Here is a 22,546-nt window from a genome sequence, read left to right as displayed (position 1 = left end):
CTCTGCCGGCCTCTCTCTTGTTTTTACTCCGCGCTATTTCTTGATAATCAATAGCAAGAAAAACCCCGCCAGCTTGCGGGTGGCGGGGTAAAAGGTTAAATGCGCTGGTTCTTGCCTGGGGGTTATTTGTTGCCGCCTTTTTTGGCTGTAGGGCGCGTGTTTTTCTTCGCGCCATCCGGTTCTGGCTCAGCGGCTGGTGGTTCTACGGCCGGCGGTGCCTCTGCTGCAGTGGGTTGGGGAGTTGCTTCCACGCTTTCCAGGCAGGATGTTGCCAGATCAGGCTCAACGTTGACCACGGGGATCTTATCGCTTGCGGGGGTTGCCGGCGCCTGTTGCGCGGGCGCCTGGCCGATCGTTTCGGCCGAGTGAACCAGGCTGGCAATATGTTGCGCCGTACGGGCAATAACCCTGTGGCCATAAACCTGGCCAACCTTGCCGGCGGCCACGATCGCCGCAGCCACGGCGGCGTTGATTGCGCCAACTTCGCCTTCCAGTTTGACCGTCACCAGGCCGCCGCCTTTGGTGAGTTCATAACCCATCACGCTGACATTCGCGGATTTTACGGCGGCGTCCGCCGCTGCTATTGCCGCGGCCAGGCCGACGGTTTCAATCAAACCTAAACTTTGCCCGGTCATAACCTTCTCCTGTTGATGTATTCATGATGTGGCATCTCTGGCCGCCCCAGCCTAGCGGCGTATAACCCGTTATCGTTGGGCATCTTCACGTAATATTTCTGCCTTATCCGTCTTTTCCCAGGGAAAAATTTCCCGGCCAAAATGCCCGTAGCAAGCCGTTTGGCGATAGCGGGGCGCCAACAGATCCAGCATCTGGATCATGCCGAAAACGCTAAGATCAAAATGCTGATAGACCAACTGCTGCAATTTCTCTGCGGGCAGTTTGCCGCTGCCGAAAGTCTCTACGCTCAGCGCCACCGGGTGCGGCACGCCAATAGCCCAGGCAAGTTGGATCTCACAGTGCGAAGCCAGCCCGGCGGCGACGATATTTTTTGCCACATAGCGTGCGGCGTAGGCGGCGGAACGATCAACCTTGGAGGGATCTTTCCCTGAGAATGCGCCGCCGCCGTGGCGGGCAGCACCGCCGTAGGTGTCGACGATAATTTTTCGCCCGGTCAGGCCGCAGTCCGCAACCGGGCCACCGATGATAAATTGCCCGGCGGGGTTAACCAGCAGGCGGGTGGCCGGGGTTAGCCAATGGGAGGGAATAACAGGCTTGATAATCTCTTCGACGACCGCCTCGCGCAGCGCTGCCAGCGAAATATCGGCACAGTGCTGTGTGGAAACCACGATGGCATCGGCGTATTGCACGTTACGTTGGTGATAGCGCAACGTCACCTGGCTTTTGGCATCGGGCAACAGAAACGGCAGGCGCCGCGATTTGCGCAGTAACGCCTGGCGTTCCATCAGGCGGTGGGCGTATATCAGCGGCGCCGGCATATATTCCGCTGTTTCATTACAGGCGTAACCAAAGGTTATGCCCTGGTCGCCGGCGCCCAGGTGCTGCGGGGATTCGCCGCGGGTGCCTTGCGCGATATCGCCAGACTGTTTGCCCAGGATATTCAACACGCCGCAGGTGAGTGCATCAAAGCCCACGCCGCAACCCACGTAGCCAATATCTCTGATCGTGTTGCGGACGATCTGTTCAATATCCACGGTGGCGTGGGTGGATATTTCACCGGCTACAACAGCGACGCCGGTTTTGAGCAGGCATTCACAGGCGACTTTGGCCCAGGGATCCTGCAACAGGATGGCGTCCAGTATTGCATCCGCAATCTGGTCGGCCATTTTGTCCGGGTGCCCTTCGGCCACCGATTCTGAGGTAAACAGAGAGTCATTCACGCCAACGCCGCTTGTTATAATGGTTTGATCCGATTATATAAATAAGCGTAAAGCGTTAGCGTGAACTATATTGCCTGCATGGTGGACTTTTTTGTTTTCCCTCCTGGCATTGGTACAAAATTAACAGGCATGGCAGGGTTGCCCGCCCGCGGCATGCGGCGCCGGTAAGCACGCCTTGCGATAATCTGAAGGCGCCATATCGGTTTCTTTTTTAAATATCCGGCAGAAATAGTTGGCGTCCTGATAGGATAACTCTAATGCAATGGTGTTCACCTTGAGATCGCTAAACCGCAATAGCGATTTGGCGATCGCCATTTTTCGGTTAGCGATATAGTTGGAAAAACCCGTGCCGGTCGCTTTTTTAAAGGCACGGCTCAGATAGCATGAGCTGACGAAAGCGTGGGTCGCAATGTCATCCAACGTGATGTTTTTCAATATATTTTTCTCAATATGGAATTTCGCTCGCTCGACAAAGTCCATATTGGCGTTGAGGTGTTTAAAGCTGTAATCGAAGATCTCTTCGCTGATGCTCAACATCGCCAGCATAATGCGGTAATAACTGTGGCTGGTGAGCCCATGCAAGGCCACCTCATGGATCACGTTATCCACCTTTTTGCCCAGCGCGCTGATTTTTTCTTCTTTTCCTGCAAGGTATTGATTAAGCACCTCAAGAAAATCGCTGAAGGCCTTATTCTGTTCGCCCGGTGTGGCGCTCTGCTTGCCATTGAGCGTGTCGAACAAATAATCATGCCACTGCCGGTAACTGCAAGCATCAATAAGCGCAGCGATTTTTTGCTTCATCTCACGGGAAATCGCATTATCGTCATCGCTATGGTTAAGCGTTTTTTTAATGGTGGCGGTCAGCGTACTTTGTTTAACCGGCTTTAGCAGATAGTCATCGACATTCAGATTCAACATGCTGCGTACAATATCAAAGTCATCATTGGCCGTTGTCACAATGACTTTGGTTTCGTTATTGTTTCTCCTTAGGTATTGGATCACCTGGCTGCCGTTGGGCAACGGGATATTGATATCTACAAACATCATATCAATTCGGTTGAGCTGATCGATAAGCTGAATCGCTTTTTTGCCGGTTGCGGCTTCGTGGATCACCGAATTTTCGACACAGCGCGAGATGATTCTGCGTAACGCTTCGGACTCAATATGTTCGTCTTCGACAATCACTATATTATACATAATCTATCCCCGGCATCTTAGGCCTGTAGCATTGGAAATCGTAGTTTTATCGTGGTGCCCATTTGCGGTTTATGTGGACTTATTATTTCCAAACCATAGCTTTCACCGAATAATAGCTGGAGTCGGTTTTTTATATTATTAATGCCGATCCCACCTTTCCGGCGGGTTTCATCGCCGGATAAAATATTATCAATGTCTTGTGCGGAAATACCATCGCCATTATCGCTGACTTCGATAATGACATCATGGCCATCGTCAGTAGCACGGATAACCAATTGGCTACTTATTTCACGTGGCTCCACTACGTAATTGAAAAAGTTTTCAACCAGGGGTTGCAATATCAGGAAGGGGCAAACGATATCCAGGTATTTTTCTGGTATATCGCATACATAATTGAACCTGTCATTCATTCTGACTTTTTGAATCGACATGTAGCTCGTGACATAATTTATTTCATTCCTGAGCGTTATTAACCCATGGTTATTTTTACGTAGTAAATAACGCATCATATCGGAGAAGTCATGCACCATTGTTTCGGTGCGCTGCGCGCCTTCCAAAAAAGCCAGGCGGCCAATGGTATTTAGTACGTTAAATAAGAAGTGTGGGCTGATCTGATAGGATAAGGCTTTGAACTCAGCTTCATGCAGTGAGCGTTCTATTTCAACCCGCTTGCGCAGTTCATCGGTTAATTCAAGATCCTTTTTATGAAGCTCCCGCTGAATATTATTGGCATGCGCCTGTTCAACCAGATAGGACGAAACGTGTAGCAGGGTATATGCAGTCGATTCGAAACGTTCATAGGGCATACGTTTCGTATTCTGATGCAAATTAACCAACCTGGGGATTTCTTGCCAAATGGCCGTATTATCGAGAATATAAGGTATCGTTTGTTCAATTTCTTGTTCGACTTTTACCTGCCCGGATATAAATGCGCCAAGATAATGATCGTTAATCATAATCGGCACGGCAAACTCGACAAAGCCGCAGTAACAGCGATAAACCACCGGCTTGCCCGCCAGCATTGCCGAGCGGCCACCCGCATCGTCACTCTCATAGCAATGGTTTGCCAGAGCAGGGGTCATGCGGGAGCGGGCGCAAAAATCAGAAAAGCCGCTGGGTTTAGTGACCGGGACGCCGTTTTCATCGACAACGACAAGTGCAATCATCATCGACTTACTGAAATTATCCTGAAGTGTCTGCAGCCTTTTTACATCAAGGAATTCGTGCAGCTTATATTTATTATTCATATGATCCACCTGCAGGACAAATAAATAAAATTACCCATAAAATGTATACGATTTTTCCAGAGAAAATATTGAAACGGGTCACAGCAGAGAAATATAAAATCGGCAACCGAACCTATCGATTATTTAATGTTTCGCGCGTGTTATCAAAAGGTAAATTAAGACATTGCCTTTGTAGACATAATTGGCAAGTGAAACTGCCCTAATGAGGCCGGCGCGAAAAGACGCTTTTTTATGCGCCAGGCCGTAACCAAAAAGTTGTCGCATGTAGCCTGGCGGGCCGGGAAATCAGCGATGCGGCTGTGCGCCTAGAAATGGGAAGATAGTCGTAAATCAGACTGCTGGCCGGCCATGGCGTGTTCCGGCTTGCCGTTATCCAACTGCAGGGCGATGTAAAGCAACAGCCGATCGTCAAAATTACTCAGGTTAAGGCCAGTGAGATCCGAGATGCGCGTAAGGCGGTATTCAAGGGTATTGCGATGGATAAATAAAGCTTTGGCTGTAGAGCTGGGCTGGACGTTGTTGGCGAACCAGGCGTCCAGGGTGCGCCGCAGTAGGCCATTACCGTCCATACCCCGCAGTTTGGCCAGTGGGCGCACCAGCTCGCACGCTTGCCATCCTCCCCGTAGGCTGTCAAGCAGCACCGGCAACACCATATCCTGATAAAAGTAGCTACGTTGATCCGGCATGCGCTGTTTGCCCACAGCCATGGTGGTGCGGGCTGTACGGTAGGACCGGGCGATCCCGCCGTCGTCGGGGAAATAGTTGCCTAGCGCCAGGCGTATTTTCAACTGGCTGCTTTTGGACATGCGCGAGAGCAACTGTTGCAGCTTCTGGCGATGGATATCCGGATCCCAACGCCCGCGAGCGTTCAGCGCGGGTTTAAGCACCACCATCTGTGAAAGTGAAACAATGGCGATCAGATTATCGCGCTCAGAGGTAAGCAGTAACGTTTGCAATTGTTGGAGTTCTTCCATCGCGCTTTCTACGCCTAACTGGCCGCTGTCGACTTCAACCACCACGACAACCCGTTGCAGATTAAGATCAATCCCCAGCCGCGGCGCCCATTCTATCAAGGGAGGGGAGAATTTCTCGGCGTGGATCAAGTTCAGCACCAGCTCTTCGCGCAGGCGGGTGTTTTGCGCCAGCATATGCATCAGCCGCGCCTGTTCCAACATCATTTCTGCGGTCATACAGACCAACTCGCCATAACGGCGTAGCGCCTTTGGCGAACCGGTTAAACCAATGGCGCCAACGATGTTGCCCTCGACACGTAACGGTAAATTCACGCCGGGCTTAACACCGTGCAGGTTATGGGTGGCGGCCTCGTCAATTTCAACAATGCGCTCTTGCAAGATAGCCAATAGCGCGCCTTCGTGTAATTCGCCTATCCGATCCTGATCGCCACTGCCGATAATTCGGCCGCGGTTGTCCATCACATTAACATTGCTGTCGATAATCTTCATCGTACGATCAACGATAACTTGGGCCAGTCTACCATCGAGATGATAAGCTGCCATAAGGATCTCCATTTGGGCCAAGACACGGATTTGACAGAGCCTACATGTAATAAACTGCATGGCATATTGTGCAAATGCACAAAAGGTCTGGGATAAATGTGAAGATGGAAAAGACATCACATTTTTTTGCTCGCGCTTATCAACGTAAATTGGCGAGATGCGAAATAGCCTGATTTTTTGTGCAAGTATGCTTTTTATCGCGTTGCGCGGAATAACAGATTGGCGCGGCTCTTTTTGCGCAGAACCGGGGATGAACAACGCGCGGTAGAAAATGATTGTGTGATCCGCATAACGTCATTTTGTGCATTTGAATGGCTTATTGGTATTAGCCCGCCTTATTTTTGTGCAGTTGCATGAAATGCTTTTTCTATCCTTCACGTATTATTAACCCATCGATTGGACATGTTGTTGCATCACAGCGATAAGGTGAGTGATAAGGTGGAGAAGATAAAGATTGTTTTTTTAGATCACGCAACGTTCCCGCCGGGAATTGTGTTAAATAAGATCAACACCCCTAATGAAATAGTCCTTTACGAAAGTACAAAGCCGGAAGATATTTCATTACGCATCAATGATGCTGATATCATTATCACCAATAAAGTAAAAATCACCAGGGAAATCTTACAAAAAGCCGCCAAATTACGTTTTATTGCCGTTGCTGCAACAGGCACCGATGTTGTTGATCTTGCGGCCTGTAAAGAGCTGGGGGTTTCCGTCGCGAATATCCGCCATTATGCGATGAATTCGGTTCCTGAACATACCTTTGCACTAATGTTGGCGCTGCGGCGCAGCATCATTGCCTATCATCAGGCCGTTTGCGCCGGGCGTTGGCAACGTGCCGGCCAGTTTTGTTTCTTCGATTATCCGATAAAAAACCTGTCGGGCTGTACGCTGGGGTTGATTGGCGATGGTGTCTTAGGTAAGGCCGTGGCGGAAATTGCCAAAAGTTTTGGAATGAACGTTTTATTCTCCGCATATAAGGGGAATTCATCCATGGGGCCGCTGTATACACCGTTTGAAGAGGTATTGCGCGAGAGCGACATTATCGCGATTCATTGCCCATTGCTTGATTCAACCCGTGACATGATAAGTAGCGCCGAGTTTGAAAAAATGAAGCCGAGCTGTTTGGTTATTAATACGGCGCGGGGCGGGATCGTCAATGAGAAAGCGCTCTATTATGCATTAACTCAAGGCCAGATCGCCGGCGCGGCCTTTGATGTGGCGGTTAACGAGCCCCCAGCGCCGCAGGATTTGATCATGGCCCTGACCAAACTGCCCAATTTTATTCTGACGCCACATATTTCCTGGGCCAGCCTTGAGGCGATTCAAACATTAGCCGATAAGCTGATAGAAAATATCAATGATTATTTATCTGGAGAGCCAATTAATTTGGTTAATTAGTTGCTCCACGTTATATCCAATAATCCATAACTCAACTGCCTGTTATTTTTGGTGTGAAGAGGCATGCTGTTTTTTAATAATACAAAGAGGTAATACTATGTTCTTAGGCAAAAAAATTCGTATGAACCGCTTGTTGAACTCACATTCCGGCCGTCTGTTGGCGATCACCATGGATCATCCGATCACGCGTGGCGTTCTGCCGGGGATTGGCGATATTAATACGGCGATGGAAAAGGTCGTTGCCGGGAAGCCAGATGCCATCACGATGCATAAAGGCATTATTGAAAAAGTATTTGCACCTTACGCGGCTTCCGATGTGTCGATCATCATGAAGGCCACCAGCTATTCGATTCCTTATCATGAAGCATACGACACCCCGGTGGCAGATGTTGAAGAAGCCATTCGTTTTGGCGCTGATGCAATTTCCGTTGGTTGTATTCTTGGCGGGCCAGAGCAGGCCAGGCAATTAACCTTCCTCGGCCAGGTAACTAAAGCGGCCGGTTCCGTGGGCTTGCCGGTAGTGGCGCATATTTATCCCAAAGGGCCGATGATCGAAGATTCATTCGATCCGAAAAACCTGGCTTATTGTGTACGCGCCGGGGCGGAATTGGGCGTGGATATCATCAAAACCCTGTGGTCGGGCTCGGCGGAAACGTTCAAGGAAGTTGTTGATTGTTGCCCGGCAATGGTGGCATTAGCCGGTGGGGATATGGGGAGCGATCTGGTGAGTTTCTTAACCAATACCCGTAAGGCGCTGGATATCGGCGTCGGCGGCGTTACCTATGGGCGTTTTGTCTGGCAGCATGAAACCCCGACTGCGGTGGTGAAAGCCTTGGATGCTCTGATTAACAGTGACTGTAGCGTTGATCAGGCGATTGCTGTTTATCAACAGGCCGGCGGCAAATAACCGTTTGCTACTTATGCTGGAGGAAATGAGATGAAAGCAGCAGTGTTATTCGCGGCCAATAAACTTGAACTGGCAGAAGTTGAAAAGCCCAGGGCGAATGCCGGTGAGTTGGTTATCCGGGTTAAGTCCGCCGCAATCTGTGGGACTGATGGGCGTATTGTCACCGGGAAAAAAACCAAGGGCGTGCGTTACCCTTCGGTGATTGGTCATGAATTCTCGGGTGAGGTTGTCGAAGTCGGTCAAGGCGTCAGGCAATTTAAGGTCGCGGATCACATTGCTGTTGATCCGGTGATCCCATGCCGTGCCTGCGTATATTGCCGTAATGGCAAAGAAAACGTGTGCCTGAACCGGCAGGCGATTGGCTATGAATTTGATGGCGCTTTTGCCGAATACGTACGCATACCCGCAATTGCTCTGGAAGCGGGGAATGTATTTAACATCCCAGAGGGAATTACCCATGACGCCGCAGCCTTGGCCGAACCCTTGGCCTGCTGTATTAATGGCCAAAAAAATGTGGGCATTGAACTGGGCGACACCGTGGTGATTGTCGGGGCCGGCCCGATTGGCCTGATGCATATCATGCTGGCACGGTTATCTGGCGCATCAAAAATTATTGTCAGCGAGTTGAATGCACAGCGGCGCGAGGCGGCGTTGCAGTGCGGTGCCGACGATGTCGTTGATTCCAGCCAGGAGGATCTACATGGCAAGGTGCTGGCAGAAACCGGCGGTGTTGGTGCTGACGTCGTCATTATGGCGATTGGTATTCCATCCCTGGTCAACGCATCGTTCGCGCTGGCACGCAAGGGTGGCCGCATAAACCTTTTTGCCGGTTTTTCAAAAGATGATATGGCCAGTATTGATGTGAATATTATTCACTATAACGAATTAATTATTACCGGGGCCAGTGCACTCAGCCGGGAAGGGTATAGAACGGCCTTGTCGTTAATTAGCTCGGGGCAAATTAACGTTGAAAAACTGATCAGTCATCGCTTTGCGTTGGAAAACGTAGAAGATGCCTTTAAATGCGCCCTTGAGGGTGCGGCGATAAAAATAATTATTAATAACTAGGTTGTGTTCGTAATAGATAGTTGTCCTAAGGCCTATGATCAAAAAATGCGCCGGGCTGGGCCTATGTTCAAGCCTGATTATGTAGCGATCGGGCTTGGGCCCCAGCCCAATGACTGCCAGCGGCGTTCACGCATTATTGTGGAATACAACCTAGCCTTCGCCTAATGGAGGTGAATAAGATGAATAAAGCCTATTTAGGCATTGATGCCGGAAGTAGCAGCGTAAAGGTTTGCGCATTTAACTTTCATGGTGAACTACTGGCTAAAGCATCTAGAGACACAAAGATTATTTCAAAATCTTCACGGCATCATGAACTCAATTTGTCGGAGTATTGGCAACAGGTTGTGTCGGCGATAAAGGAAGTGACCGGCAAAGTCGATAACATTATTTCAATTGGTCTTTCTGTCGCGTGCCCTACGTTGGTTTTATTAGATAAAGCTAATAATCCGGTATGCAATGCGATTACTTATTTGGACGGCCGTTCCGAGTCCTTCATTCACCAAACGCTCGGGGAAGATCAGGAAAGCGTCAAAAGTCTGACCTGTAACAGCCCAAGCCCGTCCGCATGTTGGGTGGGGACGCTGGGCTGGTTACAGCAGAATCAACCCGAATTGATGAAAAAAGTGCACCGTATGGTGCTGTTTAATGGGTTTTTAGCGTTAAAACTGGGGAGCCGCAAGCTCGGGATTGATCCAACCCAGGCGGCCTATTCGGGGGCTGTGGCGCTAGCCAGAGCGCCGAAATGGTCTGCATCGTTGCTGAAGTTTTGGGCATTCGATCACGATATTCTCCCGCCGATCTATCAATGCACCTCTGTGATTGGCCATGTCAACGAGGCGGTATCAAAAGAGACAGGGTTAATGAGTGGTATTCCGATCGTGCTGGGTTCTGCGGATACGGCCGCATCGGCGTTTGCTGTTGGTTTGATCGACGGCGGCAGCGCGTTCGAATCTATCGGGACTTCGGGGGTTATTACGTTTTGCCTGGACACGCCAAACTTCGACAGCCGCTTTATGAACCGTTATCACGTGGTGCCAAACCAATGGTTGGCTCATGGCGCAATGTCAACCACGGGGGGCACTTTTGGCTGGCTTAATCAATCTGTCTGGCCTGAAGTTAACGATCATAAAAGCCTGGAGAAATTGGCGAGTGCATCAGAGCCTGGCGCCAGGGGGCTAATCTATTTGCCTTATCTTGCCGGGGAAAGAAGCCCTATCTGGGACGCTAAGGCTTCCGGCGCATGGATTGGGCTACGTTTGTCTCACGATCGCAATGATATGATCAGGGCTGCATTTGAAGGCACCGCCTTTGGCATGAAGCAATTGCTTAAAATCGCGCACGAGAAGTGGGGCGTCACGCTGGATGAGCTTCTGAGCGTTGGCGGTGGCTCACGTAACAACCTTTGGACTCAAATCAAAGCGGATATTCTTCAGGTGGAGTACAGCATATCGCAGAGCAGCGACGCTGCTGCTTTTGGTGCGGCAATCATTGGCGCGACGGGCGCCGGTGAGTTTTGCGGTATTAACGATCCGGATCTTCCTATTATCAGAACCGATGAGGTGTCATTTAAGCCGAACCGTGATTTGAAAATTAAAGAGATATATGAAAAGAATTTCGAAATTTACGAATCACTCTACCCATCACTAAAAAAAGTTATGCATAAGTTGCTTATAAACTGACGTTGTTTTTTCTGCATGAAATGTTTTTGTATCAGGCTACCTGGCGTTCTTTCCGTCTTAGGCCGTGCATTGGGATAGATAACTGTAAAACATAATTAGGGAATGTTGGCCTTTATATTTACCAATAAGGGATAACGTTTTCTCCGTTGTAAGATGTTTACATTACGATCATAAAACAGTGTTTTCAAATGCCTTAATTTGAAAATATCCAAATAAACAGTTTACTCGGTAGGGTAACATTATGATAAATGCGACTATAAATGGAATAAAGCCAAAGACAAATTATCGTTGGTTTGTTCTTGTTATGATATTCATTGTTTATGCACTTAACTATGCCGATCGATCAAATATTGGTGCCGTTCTGCCTTTTATCGTTGAAGAGTTTAAGCTGAATAATTTTGAGGCCGGTTCGCTAGCCAGTATGTTCTTCCTGGGCTATGCGCTATGCCAAATCCCCGCCGGGTTTCTCATGGCGAAAAGAGGGGTTCGGGGCATCATTTCGTTTTCTATTCTTGGCTTTTCACTTTTCACGTGGCTGATCGGCACCGCCAACTCTGCATTTGCGATTAAGTGGCTCCGCTTTGGCCTGGGGGTTGCGGAAGGGCCGACGCCCGTCGGATTAACCTCAACCATCAATAACTGGTTCCCGCCGAAAGAAAAAGCAACGGCAACGGGGGTCTACATTGCTTCCACCATGTTCGCACCTATTCTTGTGCCGCCCTTGGTGGTCTGGATCTCTCTCGCCTATGGCTGGCGTTGGGTATTTTTTGCCTTTGCCATACCGGGCATATTTCTGGCATTGCTTTGGTTTATCTTGGTAAAATCCCGGCCTGAAGAGAGTAAATTTGTTTCAGAAAGCGAGCTGCAATATATCCGTTCTTCAGACGCCACGGTAGATAATGCCAAAGTGGAAGGCAATATCGTTATTGCCGATAAATTTCAGTCGCTTGATAAATTCATCCGTACTAAATCAGTTGTTCCGATTGATTCAGCGGCAAAAATATTTAAATCCAGGAACATCTGGGGTAACACGATAGCGTACTTTATGATGGTCAGTATCCTTTATGGTATTTTGACATGGGTACCTTCCTATCTTGTTAATGAAAAAGGTTTTTCATTTATAAAAATGGGTTTTATAGCCGCGATGCCGTTTATCGGTGGCTTTGTCGGTGCCATTTTTGGCGGATGGTTCTCCGATAAAGTGCTGGGGCGGCGGCGTAAACCGACAATGTTATTTACTGCTTTCTCTACGATGATCATGATGTATATCATGGTGAATATACCTGGGAATACTACGATTCTGGCCGCCGCTCTGTTTTTTGTCGGGTTAATGCTCAATATCGGTTGGCCGGCTTTCACCGCTTACCCAATGGGAATTGTCGATCGCAAGAATTATCCTATTGCTATATCGCTGGTTAACAGTGGGGGTAATTTGGGTGGTTTTGTCTCACCGATGGTTGCGGGCTATTTATTGGATATTACCGGGAATTTTGGCGCCGTATTCACCTATTTTGGTGTTTGCGCGGTGATTGGATTGATCATGATCTTTATTATTGATGAGCCGAAATAACGCTCGGTTTATTTAACTCACTATTTGGCAAGCTGATAAACGCTGTAACGGATGTGGAGAGGTTTTTTTCTGATGAAGATAATTATTGCGACTGATTCATTTAAAGAGAGTTTATCAGCTTTAGATGTAGCAATTCATATTCAAAAAGGGTTTATGGAAGTCTTCCCCAACGCATGCTACATCAAATGCCCGGTAGCTGATGGCGGGGAAGGGACCGTAGTGACAATGATCGAGTCTATCCAGGGCAGCATCGTGGAGGCAGAGGTTACCGGGCCCTTGGGGAACAAAGTCTGTGCTTTTCTGGGCCTGTCACGTGATAAAACCTGCGCGTTTATTGAAATGGCCGCGGCCAGTGGGCTGGCGTTGGTGCCGCCAGAAAAACGTAATCCGCTGATCACGACCTCGTTCGGCACGGGGGAATTGATAAAAGCCGCTCTGGATCAGGGCGCGCGTCGTTTTATTATTGGCATCGGCGGTAGCGCGACCAATGACGGCGGGGCGGGGATGATACAGGCGCTGGGGGGGCGTTTGCTTGATAAGCGAGGCAGGCAAATTCCTTTCGGCGGCGGTGGGTTGGCAAAGCTGGATAAAATTGATGTGTCTGGCATGGATAAGCGGCTTTTATCCTGCCAGTTCCACATTGCTTGTGATGTGACGAATCCGCTATTGGGTGAATATGGCGCTTCGGCGATTTTCGGCCCGCAGAAAGGCGCAACGAAGAAAACCATCGTTCAGTTGGATAACAATCTGGCTCATTTTGCCTATGTCATCAAACGTGATTTAAATATTGAGGTAGCGGATGTGCCTGGAGCGGGGGCCGCCGGTGGGATGGGGGCGGCGCTGCTGGCTTTTTTTCGCTCAGAATTAAAGCCTGGGTTCGATATCATCGCCGAATCTCTTAAGTTGAAAGAGATCATCAGGGATGCCGATCTGGTGATTACCGGTGAAGGGCGGATCGATAATCAAAGTATTAATGGGAAAGTGCCCATCGGCGTTGCGCATCTGGCAAAGGCACATGGCATTCCTGTTATCGTGATTGCCGGCTGCTTTGGCGACGGCGTTGAAGAGGTTTATGCCCACGGGATTGATTCGGCATTCAGTATATTAAACAAAGTAACCACGTTGACCGGTGCGCTGGGAAACGCCTCTGAAAATATCCATGTTTGCGCCAGGAATATAGCCCACACGTTAAAGATCGGGCAGCGGCTAAAAACAGGCCGTTGCGAAAGCCCTTGTTGAGACTGTACAACGAGGAAATGCCAATTGTAACTCTATAAAAGCCGGGGCAGCGCTTTTGGGCTGCCCGGTGAAATCCTTAGAACCTATCCTGGTTTTCTACCGTGTTTCATTATCCCTTCTTCTATTAAGGGGATATTCCCCTGGCGCCGACCACCCCACGGTTTTTTACACTGTATGTACTCCTTTGTGGGAACAACCATCATCCTAACCATCATTTGTAAAGCGCCCGAGCCCGCCAGGGCAAAGGGTATGAGATAAAGATTTGTTACCTATTCGCGGGGGCTTTAACGCCTTATTAAATCATTTTCGGAAAAACACAGTTATAAAACTGAATTATTTATTAACGAAATAAGTTAATTATTCACTTAATTACACCAAATGGAACATTGTGAGGAAAATATGGAGATTTATTTACATTGTTTACAATAATAATAGTAATCATTATCATGCGCATTTACTTGTATATCTACACACAATATGGAGATTTGGTCTGTGAATGTAAAAAAAGATTACAAAAAAACACCGCTCGCCTTGCTGCTGGCCGGGTTGCTCAGCGCCAATGCCTATGCTGCTGATGAAGATCAAACCGATACGGCTGATACTCTGGTTGTGCATGCCACCGCAGAACAAGAACTCAAACAGCAGCCGGGAGTCTCGATCATTACCGCTGAAGACATCAAGAAGGAACCTCCGGTAAACGATCTCTCCGATATTATTCGTAAAATGCCAGGCGTTAACCTGACCGGGAACAGCGCCAGCGGCGACCGAGGCAATAACCGCCAAATCGACATACGCGGTATGGGCCCGGAAAACACGCTGATCCTGATCGATGGCAAACCGGTGATGTCGCGCAACTCTGTGCGCTACAGTTGGCGCGGCGAGCGCGATACGCGCGGCGACACCAACTGGGTACCGGCGGAAATGGTTGAGCGCATTGAAGTGCTGCGCGGGCCGGCTGCAGCACGCTACGGCTCCGGCGCGGCGGGCGGGGTGGTCAACATCATCACCAAGCGCCCAACTAAAGACTGGCATGGCTCGCTTTCCCTGTATACCAATCAGCCTGAAAACGATAAAGAAGGGGCGACCAAAAGGGCCAACGTGAGCCTGAGCGGTTCGTTGATTGAAGATGTGCTGACCATGCGCATGTATGGCAACATCAACAAAACCGACGCTGATGCCTATGACATTAATACTGCACAGAACGGTTCCTACGCGGCCGGGCGCGAAGGGGTGCGCAACAGGGATATCAACACGCTGCTGTCGTGGAAAATCAACCCGCAGCAGATTATGGACTTTGAATACGCCTACAGCCGCCAGGGCAATATCTACGCCGGCGATACCCAATATAGCAACAGTAATATCAGCTCAATTGTTCCGACGTTGTATGGCTCGGAAACCAACCGCATGTACCGCCAGTCCTACGGTGTCACCCACAACGGCATCTGGGATTGGGGCCAGTCCCGCTTGGGCTTCTATTATGAAAAAACCAACAACACCCGCCTGCAGGAAGGTACCACCGGGCGTAATGAAGGAACGATTACCAGCGACGAATACGCCACCAGCCGCCTGCAGAACTACAAAGCCAACGGCGAAGTGAATATTCCGCTCAATCTGCTGGTGGAACAAACGGTGACGCTGGGCGCTGAATGGAACCGTGAGCAGCTAAACGATCCGGCCTCAATGCAAGCGACCTCTGCAAGTGGGGTGATCATTGATAACATATCGGGCGATGCGTCTGCGCGCAGTACTAAAAACAGCTCGGAATTAAGCGCGATTTATTTCGAAGACAATATTGAAGCCGTACCGGGCACCATAATCATTCCCGGGCTGCGTTTTGACTATCACAGCAAATTTGGCGGCAACTGGAGCCCAAGCCTGAACGCATCGCAGGAACTGGGGGAATACTTCAAGCTGAAGGCGGGGATCGCCCGCGTGTTCAAAGCGCCTAACCTGTATCAGTCTAGTGAAGGTTATTTATTAAGCACCAGCGGTAATGGGTGCCCGGTAACGATACCCACGGACAACGGCTGCTACCTGCTGGGTAATGGCAATCTGAAGCCGGAAATTAGTATCAACAAAGAAATTGGCCTGGAGTTCACCCATAACGGCTACGATGCGGGTATCACTTATTTCCGTAATGATTACCAGAATAAGATTGTCTCCGGTACGGAAGTCTTAGGCCAGGCGTCCGACAATAAGTACATTCTGCGTTGGGAAAACGGCGGTAAGGCGCTGGTGGAAGGGCTGGAAGCCAACTTGGTGGTGCCGGTGGTGCGCGATACGCTTAACTGGCGCACGACTGCTACTTACATGATCACGTCCAAGAATAAAGAAACGGGTAACCCGCTGTCGGTTATTCCGAAATACACCATCAACACTATGCTGGATTGGCAGGTTACCGACAAGCTGTCCACCAATGCCACCTGGACCATGTACGGCCGTCAAAAACCGCGTCAATATGCCGACAAACGTAACGAGTTAAGGACGGGGCTGGCTACTGATGAACTTGGTGCTTACTCCCTCGTTGGTGTAGGGGTGAACTACGACGTGATGAAGAACCTGCGGGTGAATACAGGTATCAGCAACCTGTTCGATAAAAAAATCTATCGTGAAAATAGCGGGGCTCTCACCTATAACCAACCCGGTCGTGCTTACTACGCCGGGCTAACCATGTCATTCTAATCGGCATCGCCCTGGCCGGTTACCGTTGATAGCGCGGGATCCGGCCAGGGCAATATGCTAAAGAAATATTGTTGATTTAGGGTAGAATGGGGCGCCTCTCATTCTGCTCTTTTTTCATGATCCACATCTGTGGAATAACGATCTGCCACGCAGCTTTTTCTCTTCATCGCCAATAGGTTTACCTGTGGCCTGCGAAGCTGACCGCCCGCCACTGCCCGACCGCGCGCCAACATTCATACGCGCCGGTATTACGGAAAATAATAACGCTTTCTTATCAGAAACCTGACGAATGATTGGTTTATATTAGTGATCGCACATTTTAGGCTTATTACTCGGTTGGCACGGCGCTGGGCGCTGTGTTATGCGAACGCCGTGGCCATCAACAACAAGAAATGAGGTTTCATTCATGCTTACACCCAAAGTTCGTTCAGGCGGATCTGGATCATCATGGCTGGCATGCCTGGCTGCCGCGCTGTTGCCGTGGAGCGCCTTATCGACGGCTACGGCGCAAACGCCGTCGGCTGCACAGTATGCCGCGCTTGAGATCGTTAAACCCGTTACGGCCTGTGCCAATCTGGCAACCTTTGATCTGACGGCTATCGGCGGCGCCGGCAGCCGTGTGACTTCAGCGAAAGAACAACGCTCCAGCCAGGGCGCGGCGGTTTGCGCCGTAGAGGGCGTGTTGGCGCCGTCAATTACGTTTTCGGTGGAACTGCCGACGGAAAGTTGGGCGCAGCGCTACCTGCAGATTGGCTGCGGCGGGTTGTGCGGCCGGGTAGCGAAAAACGTGGGGGCGGCGGATGGCTGCGCGCCGTTGAACGCCGGCGGTTTTGTGATTGCCGCCACGGATATGGGGCACCAGGATCAGGATGGCTCATTCGGAAGCGATCCGCAAAAGCGAGCGGACTTTGCCCACCGTGCGCAACATCTGACGGCGGTAGCCTCCAAAGCGCTGATTCAGGCCTTTTACGGGCAGAAGGCCGCCTATGCCTATTTTAATGGTTGCTCGGACGGCGGCCGTGAAGCGCTGATTGAAGCGCAACGTTATCCGAATGATTTTAACGGTATTATCGCCGGCGCCAGCGCGTTGAATTTCCAGGCGCAGAATGCGGTGTTCCATGCCTGGCAGGCACGCGCCAATACCGGGGCGGATGGCAAGCCGATTTTGCTGGCATCACGGTTACCGATCCTGCATCAAGCGGTGCTCGCGGCCTGTGACAAACTCGACGGCCTGGCTGATGGGCTGATCCAGAACCCGCTGGCCTGTCACTTTGATCCTGCCACCGTGCAGTGCCCGGTGGGCGCCGAAGACACATCGGCTTGCCTGACGGTGGCGGAAGTGGGGGTGGTGCGTAAATTCTACGATGGCCCGCGCGATCCGGCGACAGGCACGCGCCTGACGGCCGGCGGCCCGCAGTTCGGCTCTGAATTGGCCTGGACCGGCGTTTATGTGCCAAGCTCCCACGATCAGAAAATCTTCAGCGAGATGGTTTCGCTGCAGGTGCTGCGCAATATGGCGTTTGAAACCAATCCGCCGGCCAGTTTTGGCCTGGCCGACATGAAGTTCGATCTGGCCACTTTCGATAAGCTGCGCCCACGCCACGCGCTGTTTGATGCCACCAACCCGGATTTAAGCGCCTTTTCCGCCGCGGGCGGCAAGCTGATCCTCTGGCACGGCTGGGCCGATCAGCATATATCGCCGATTAACACCATTGCCTATTACACGGCGGTGGAAAAACAGATGGGTAAAACCCAGGCCGATGCCTTTACACGTCTTTACCTGTTCCCCGGCATGTACCACTGCGGCAACGGGGAAGGGCCGTATCAGGTGGATCTGCTCACCCCGATGATGAGCTGGGTTGAAAAGGGCGCCGCGCCGGAAGTGGTCGTCGCCAGCCAGCCTGAACAAGCCGCCGCCAGCGACTTTGGCGCCCCGGTGGGCGATAAGCCGGGCAAGGCCGATAAGCAAGCACATCAACCTGCGGCGCCCCTGGCGGTGAAGATCCTGCGTACCCGCCCGGTTTACCCGTGGCCGTATACTGTGAGCTACGCCGGTAAAGGGGATGTGAATCAGGCCGCCAGTTTTGTACGCGGCCCGGTGATTGCCTTTGACATGCCGGCTTGGGCTGGTGCGGACTTCTTCACGCCTTATACGCCGCTGCAGCGTTAAGGATCTTACCGTGCCCGCACCTATACCCACGAACCGCGCTCCGTCAACGGGGTTCACTGGCTGTCTGGGGCGGGGATGGCGCCTATGCTGTGCGCTACTGTCACGATTGTCTGAAAAGGAAGAAAATCAGGCGGTGGCGTGCCACCGCCTGATGGGGAGGTAGGGGGAATTGACGCGTATTTAACGCTGCGTCACGATTAGGCTTAAACTTTGCAGTTAGTCACAAAAGCAAACAGGTGTTTCAGCGGGCTGTTGCTTCATTGGCCAAATAACAACATACTCAAACTATTGCCAATGCCAGCTATTTCGGGGCGGTGGTATTCAGGATTGTTACTTTATGGGCGGCGTGTTTTCATCACCGCGCCATGAGGCAAAACCTAAATCTCTTTATCTGTGGTGTCTTACACCGCAGTAAAGGGGTTTAGGTTTTTTTTTGCCTAAATTTTAGCGTTTGAGCGATTGTTGAACGCCAATCAGCAGAGGAATGACGATGAACCGAAGAGAGTTATTAATCAAAGCCGCCGTGGTCGCTGGTTGTGTAAAAGCACTACCGGCTGCGCAGGCTGCTAGCGCGGTTAGCGCAACGTCTGGAACGCCGGCAAGCAATAAGCCGGCCCCGCTTACCCGGCAGCAGCATTGGCTTGAGATGGCTGAAATATTAAAACCGTCGTTGAAAGAAACGCCTTATCCCGCTATCGATGTGGTTGTGCCGCGTGAAGACAAAACCAATTTGCTGGGCGTGGTAATGGATAACCAATACGGCATTGCCGAACTTCCGGGAAAAAGCTTTAAGAACGGCGAAAGTTTCATTATCGACTTCGGCGAGCACTATACCGGCTATCTGACCTTCACGCTGGGTTGGAAAGGGGTGTCGTGCGACGCGCCGGTGCGCCTGCGCCTGATCTTCGGTGAGGTCAGCACCGATGTCGCCCAGCCGTTGTATCCCTATAAAGGCTGGATCAGCGCTTCCTGGCTGCCGGACGAGGTGCTTAACGTGGACTTTTTGCCGCAGCAGGTGAGGATTGTGCGCCGCCACGGCTTTCGCTACGTCAAGATCGAGGTGATCTCTACGTCTTCAAATTTCAGCGCGACGTTCAGCGATCTTCAGGTGCAGGCAGTGTCTTCCGCCGGCGCCGATCGGCTGCGGCCCGCGAATTACCCCAGCCCAATGCTGCGCGATATCGATCGGGTCAGCATCCGAACCCTGCATGAATGCATGCAAACCTGTTTTGAAGATGGGCCAAAGCGGGATCGGCGTTTATGGGTGGGGGACTTGCGCCTGCAGGCCTTGGTCAACTATGCCAGTTTCAATAATACCGCGTTAGTTCGCCGCTGCCTGTATCTGTTTGCCGGCTTGCAACGTGAAGACGGCTACATTACCGCCTGCGTTTATGAAAAACCTCAACCCCGCATTGGCGAAGTGGTGCTGATTGACTATGCGGCCCTGTTCGGCAGCATCGTGCTTGACTATTTGCATGCGACCAAAGATACGCAAACCGCCGCGGAGCTATGGCCGGTGGCGAAGCAACAGCTGGAACTGGCACTGAAGAACGTTAACGCACAGGGGCTGTTTGTGGCGCCGGAGAAAGATTATGTCTTTATTGACTGGAACCCGGGGCAGGATCAGAGCGAAGCGTTGAAAGGGTTGGATAAGCAGGCTGCGATGCAAGGTCTGCTGATTTATAGCTGCCAGCAGGGGCTGGTGTTAGCGCGTGAAGTTGGCCGTCAGCAAGAAGCGGTGGATATCGAAAACAAAGTCGCGTTGATGAAACAGGCCGCTGTGCGTCAGTTTTTCGATCAATCGCAGGGCGTATTCGTCAGTGGTGAAAAGCGCCAGGTTTCCTGGGCATCCCAGGCCTGGATGGCGCTGGCCAATGTCTTGCCGCGCGAACAAATGGCGCAGGCGTTGCAGCGCGTCATGGCGATGCCGCAGGCCGTTCGCCCGATGACGCCGTATTTGTATCACCATATGGTGGATGCCCTGATACGTTGCGGGCTGAAGTTGCAGGCGCAATCTCTGGTAGAGACATATTGGGGGGCGATGGTGAGCACCGGCACAAATACGTTTTGGGAAGCGTTTGATCCCCAGAACCCGCTGTCTTCGCCCTATGGTAGTAAGCAAATCGATAGCTACTGTCATGCCTGGAGCTGCACCCCCAGTTACTTTATCCGTAATGGGTTTGCGCAAAGGGAATAATCGCTAAGGCGGCTTGCACCGATAAAACGGCGCCGTGTGAAAACAATATCGATAAACAGCACTGTTTAAGACAACGATAATCGGCCGGGGATAATCGGCGGGCATCCCCGTGCCTATTTATAATAATGACATGGGAATATGATGATGGCTAAGATTAACACTTTATCGGCAGGAGTTGTTCTGTCAGCAATACTCTCTATTGGTTTTCCTCATAATGCAGTTGCCGTAAAATTAACCGTCGAGGAGCGGTTGGCATTATTGGAACAAGAGCTTATTGAAACCAAAAAAGAGTTAAAAGAATATAAGGCTGCAGCCGCAAAAGATCGTCAGGATAAATTATCCGGCAAAGAGCAGGTGTATATCCCGGTGGCGGAAAAAACGCGGGTGGCTGCCAAAGATAAACAAACTGGGGGGGATAAACCGGCGGCGGCTGCAACCGCCACTGCCGGCGTGGGCCAGCCGGCGCTCACGTTGGACGATATCAGCAAGTACGTGAAAAATGATATCGGCTTTACTTATTCTGGCTATTTCCGTGCTGGCTGGGCCACGGCGTCGCACGGTGTTCCCAAATCTTATGCCATTGGCTCGCTTGGCCGTTTCGGTAATGAGCACAGTGGCTGGTTTGATTTAATCCTTAATCAGCGAGTTTATGAACAGGACGGCAAATCTGTCCATGCAGTTGTTTGGCTGGATGGCAACGTAGGGCAGTCGTACAGTAATGGGATGTTTGATTCCAGCAGTGATAACCTGCTGCAGTTCTCTGATATGTACGTAACGACCACCGGTTTTATTCCCTTCCTGCCGGAGGCGTCTTTTTGGGTGGGTAAACACTATCTGCGCAATTATGAAATCCAGATGTTGGACTGGAAGGCCCATAAAGCGGATTCTGCTGGGGCTGTTGGGTTGGAAAATATCGACGTGGCGGGGGGGAAACTGGACGTGGCCTTGTTGCGCCAGGATCTTGATCTTTACTCAAAGGATTATTCAACAACTACCCAGGTTAACACCAATGCACTGGATATTCGCTACCGCGAGATCCCGTTGTGGGATAACGCCACGCTGGAAATTGACGGTAAATATAATACAGCGAATAAAAGCAATAACCAAAAATCAAGCAGCTATTTCGCGTTGAAAGACGCATGGTTGGCGACGGGTGTTATCAGGCAAAAATTCACCAAGGGCGGGTTTAATGAACTTGCCGTACAGTTTGCCAATAACTCTATTGCCAGCGGGTTTATGCGTATTTCCGATGCTAACCCTGATTACGGCGACGGTAAATATTACTACGGTGAGCATACCGGTGGCACCGCCTTGCGCATTATCTCACAGGGTGAGGCATACCTGCGTCCGGACGTTATTGTAGCGAACGCGCTGGTTTATGGCCGCGGGAACGATCTCTACAGCTACGAGACCGGCCCTCACTCTGATTTTGAAACATTCCGCGCCGTGTTGCGCCCTGCCTATATCTGGGACCAGTACAACCAGAGCGGGGTGGAGTTAGCCTATTTTAATCAAAAAAATACGGCTAACGATGTCAACTACCGGGAATCAGGGTACAAAACCACGCTGTTCCATACCTTTAAAGTCAATACCAGTATGTTGACCTCTCGCCCGGAAATTCGCTTCTATGCCAGCTATTTGAAATCGCTGCAAAACGGCATTTCTCAATTTAGCTTCGCAGATGATAAAGACGACCAACTCAGCGTGGGCGTTCAGGCAGAAGTGTGGTGGTAAATAACGGTTGTCATCTCATCGGCGCCGTTAAGCCGTTGGCGGAAATGGCCTCATAAAGCTGAATATTCATTTTTGCCGGCAT

General features: G+C 50.7%; 15 protein-coding genes. 10 read left to right on the top strand and 5 right to left on the bottom strand.

Annotation, left to right across the window (positions count from 1 at the left end):
- Positions 1–122: 122 nt before the first annotated feature.
- The 5 genes from ABFX35_RS14575 to ABFX35_RS14555 form a co-directional block, all read right to left on the bottom strand.
- A complete protein-coding gene (locus ABFX35_RS14575; protein WP_346081908.1) occupies positions 123–635 on the bottom strand; it encodes a BMC domain-containing protein in 513 nt (170 codons plus the stop codon).
- Between the two features lie 69 nt (positions 636–704).
- Positions 705–1,856 (bottom strand): methionine adenosyltransferase, encoded by a 1,152-nt coding sequence (gene metK, locus ABFX35_RS14570; RefSeq protein ID WP_346081907.1) that lies wholly within the window; start codon positions 1,854–1,856, stop codon positions 705–707.
- 120 nt (positions 1,857–1,976) lie between these two features.
- Entirely contained in the window at positions 1,977–3,053 is a 1,077-nt protein-coding gene (locus ABFX35_RS14565; protein ID WP_121525736.1) for a response regulator transcription factor, read from the bottom strand.
- Positions 3,054–3,070: 17 nt separating this feature from the next.
- Entirely contained in the window at positions 3,071–4,300 is a 1,230-nt protein-coding gene (locus ABFX35_RS14560; protein WP_095848148.1) for a sensor histidine kinase, read from the bottom strand.
- Positions 4,301–4,605: 305 nt separating this feature from the next.
- Positions 4,606–5,817, bottom strand: a complete 1,212-nt coding sequence (locus ABFX35_RS14555; RefSeq protein ID WP_346081904.1) for a CdaR family transcriptional regulator — start codon at positions 5,815–5,817, stop codon at positions 4,606–4,608.
- Positions 5,818–6,255: 438 nt separating this feature from the next.
- On the opposite strand from ABFX35_RS14555, the gene ABFX35_RS14550 reads away from it, so the two are divergent.
- The 10 genes from ABFX35_RS14550 (at position 6,256) to ABFX35_RS14505 (ending at position 22,464) form a co-directional block, all read left to right on the top strand.
- Positions 6,256–7,218, top strand: coding sequence for a D-2-hydroxyacid dehydrogenase (locus tag ABFX35_RS14550; protein WP_346081902.1), 963 nt, complete (start codon positions 6,256–6,258; stop codon positions 7,216–7,218).
- A gap of 97 nt (positions 7,219–7,315) precedes the next feature.
- Entirely contained in the window at positions 7,316–8,125 is an 810-nt protein-coding gene (locus ABFX35_RS14545; RefSeq protein ID WP_346081900.1) for a class I fructose-bisphosphate aldolase, read from the top strand.
- A gap of 30 nt (positions 8,126–8,155) precedes the next feature.
- On the top strand, positions 8,156–9,193 hold the full coding sequence (locus tag ABFX35_RS14540; protein ID WP_346081898.1) for a zinc-dependent dehydrogenase: 1,038 nt from the start codon (positions 8,156–8,158) through the stop codon (positions 9,191–9,193).
- Positions 9,194–9,372: 179 nt separating this feature from the next.
- Complete coding sequence (locus tag ABFX35_RS14535) at positions 9,373–10,872, top strand: xylulokinase (protein WP_346081896.1); 1,500 nt, start codon at positions 9,373–9,375, stop codon at positions 10,870–10,872.
- Between the two features lie 241 nt (positions 10,873–11,113).
- Entirely contained in the window at positions 11,114–12,442 is a 1,329-nt protein-coding gene (locus ABFX35_RS14530; RefSeq protein WP_095848153.1) for an MFS transporter, read from the top strand.
- A gap of 72 nt (positions 12,443–12,514) precedes the next feature.
- Positions 12,515–13,681, top strand: a complete 1,167-nt coding sequence (locus ABFX35_RS14525) for a glycerate kinase (protein WP_095848154.1) — start codon at positions 12,515–12,517, stop codon at positions 13,679–13,681.
- Between the two features lie 492 nt (positions 13,682–14,173).
- Positions 14,174–16,363: a TonB-dependent siderophore receptor gene (locus tag ABFX35_RS14520; protein ID WP_346081893.1), complete on the top strand. Its 2,190-nt coding sequence runs from the start codon at positions 14,174–14,176 to the stop codon at positions 16,361–16,363.
- Between the two features lie 406 nt (positions 16,364–16,769).
- Entirely contained in the window at positions 16,770–18,533 is a 1,764-nt protein-coding gene (locus tag ABFX35_RS14515; protein WP_346081891.1) for a tannase/feruloyl esterase family alpha/beta hydrolase, read from the top strand.
- A 646-nt stretch (positions 18,534–19,179) separates the two neighbouring features.
- Positions 19,180–20,730 carry an alpha-L-rhamnosidase-related protein gene (locus ABFX35_RS14510; protein WP_346081889.1) on the top strand — a complete coding sequence of 517 codons (1,551 nt, stop codon included), beginning with the start codon at positions 19,180–19,182 and terminating at the stop codon, positions 20,728–20,730.
- A 144-nt stretch (positions 20,731–20,874) separates the two neighbouring features.
- Positions 20,875–22,464, top strand: coding sequence for a carbohydrate porin (locus tag ABFX35_RS14505; RefSeq protein ID WP_279023771.1), 1,590 nt, complete (start codon positions 20,875–20,877; stop codon positions 22,462–22,464).
- The last annotated feature ends 82 nt before the right edge of the window (positions 22,465–22,546 follow it).

The organism is Gibbsiella dentisursi, from assembly GCF_039539505.1.
Lineage (GTDB): Bacteria > Pseudomonadota > Gammaproteobacteria > Enterobacterales > Enterobacteriaceae > Gibbsiella > Gibbsiella quercinecans.
Note: the sequence above shows the minus strand (reverse complement) of the source record. Positions and strands in the feature narration are given on the sequence as shown.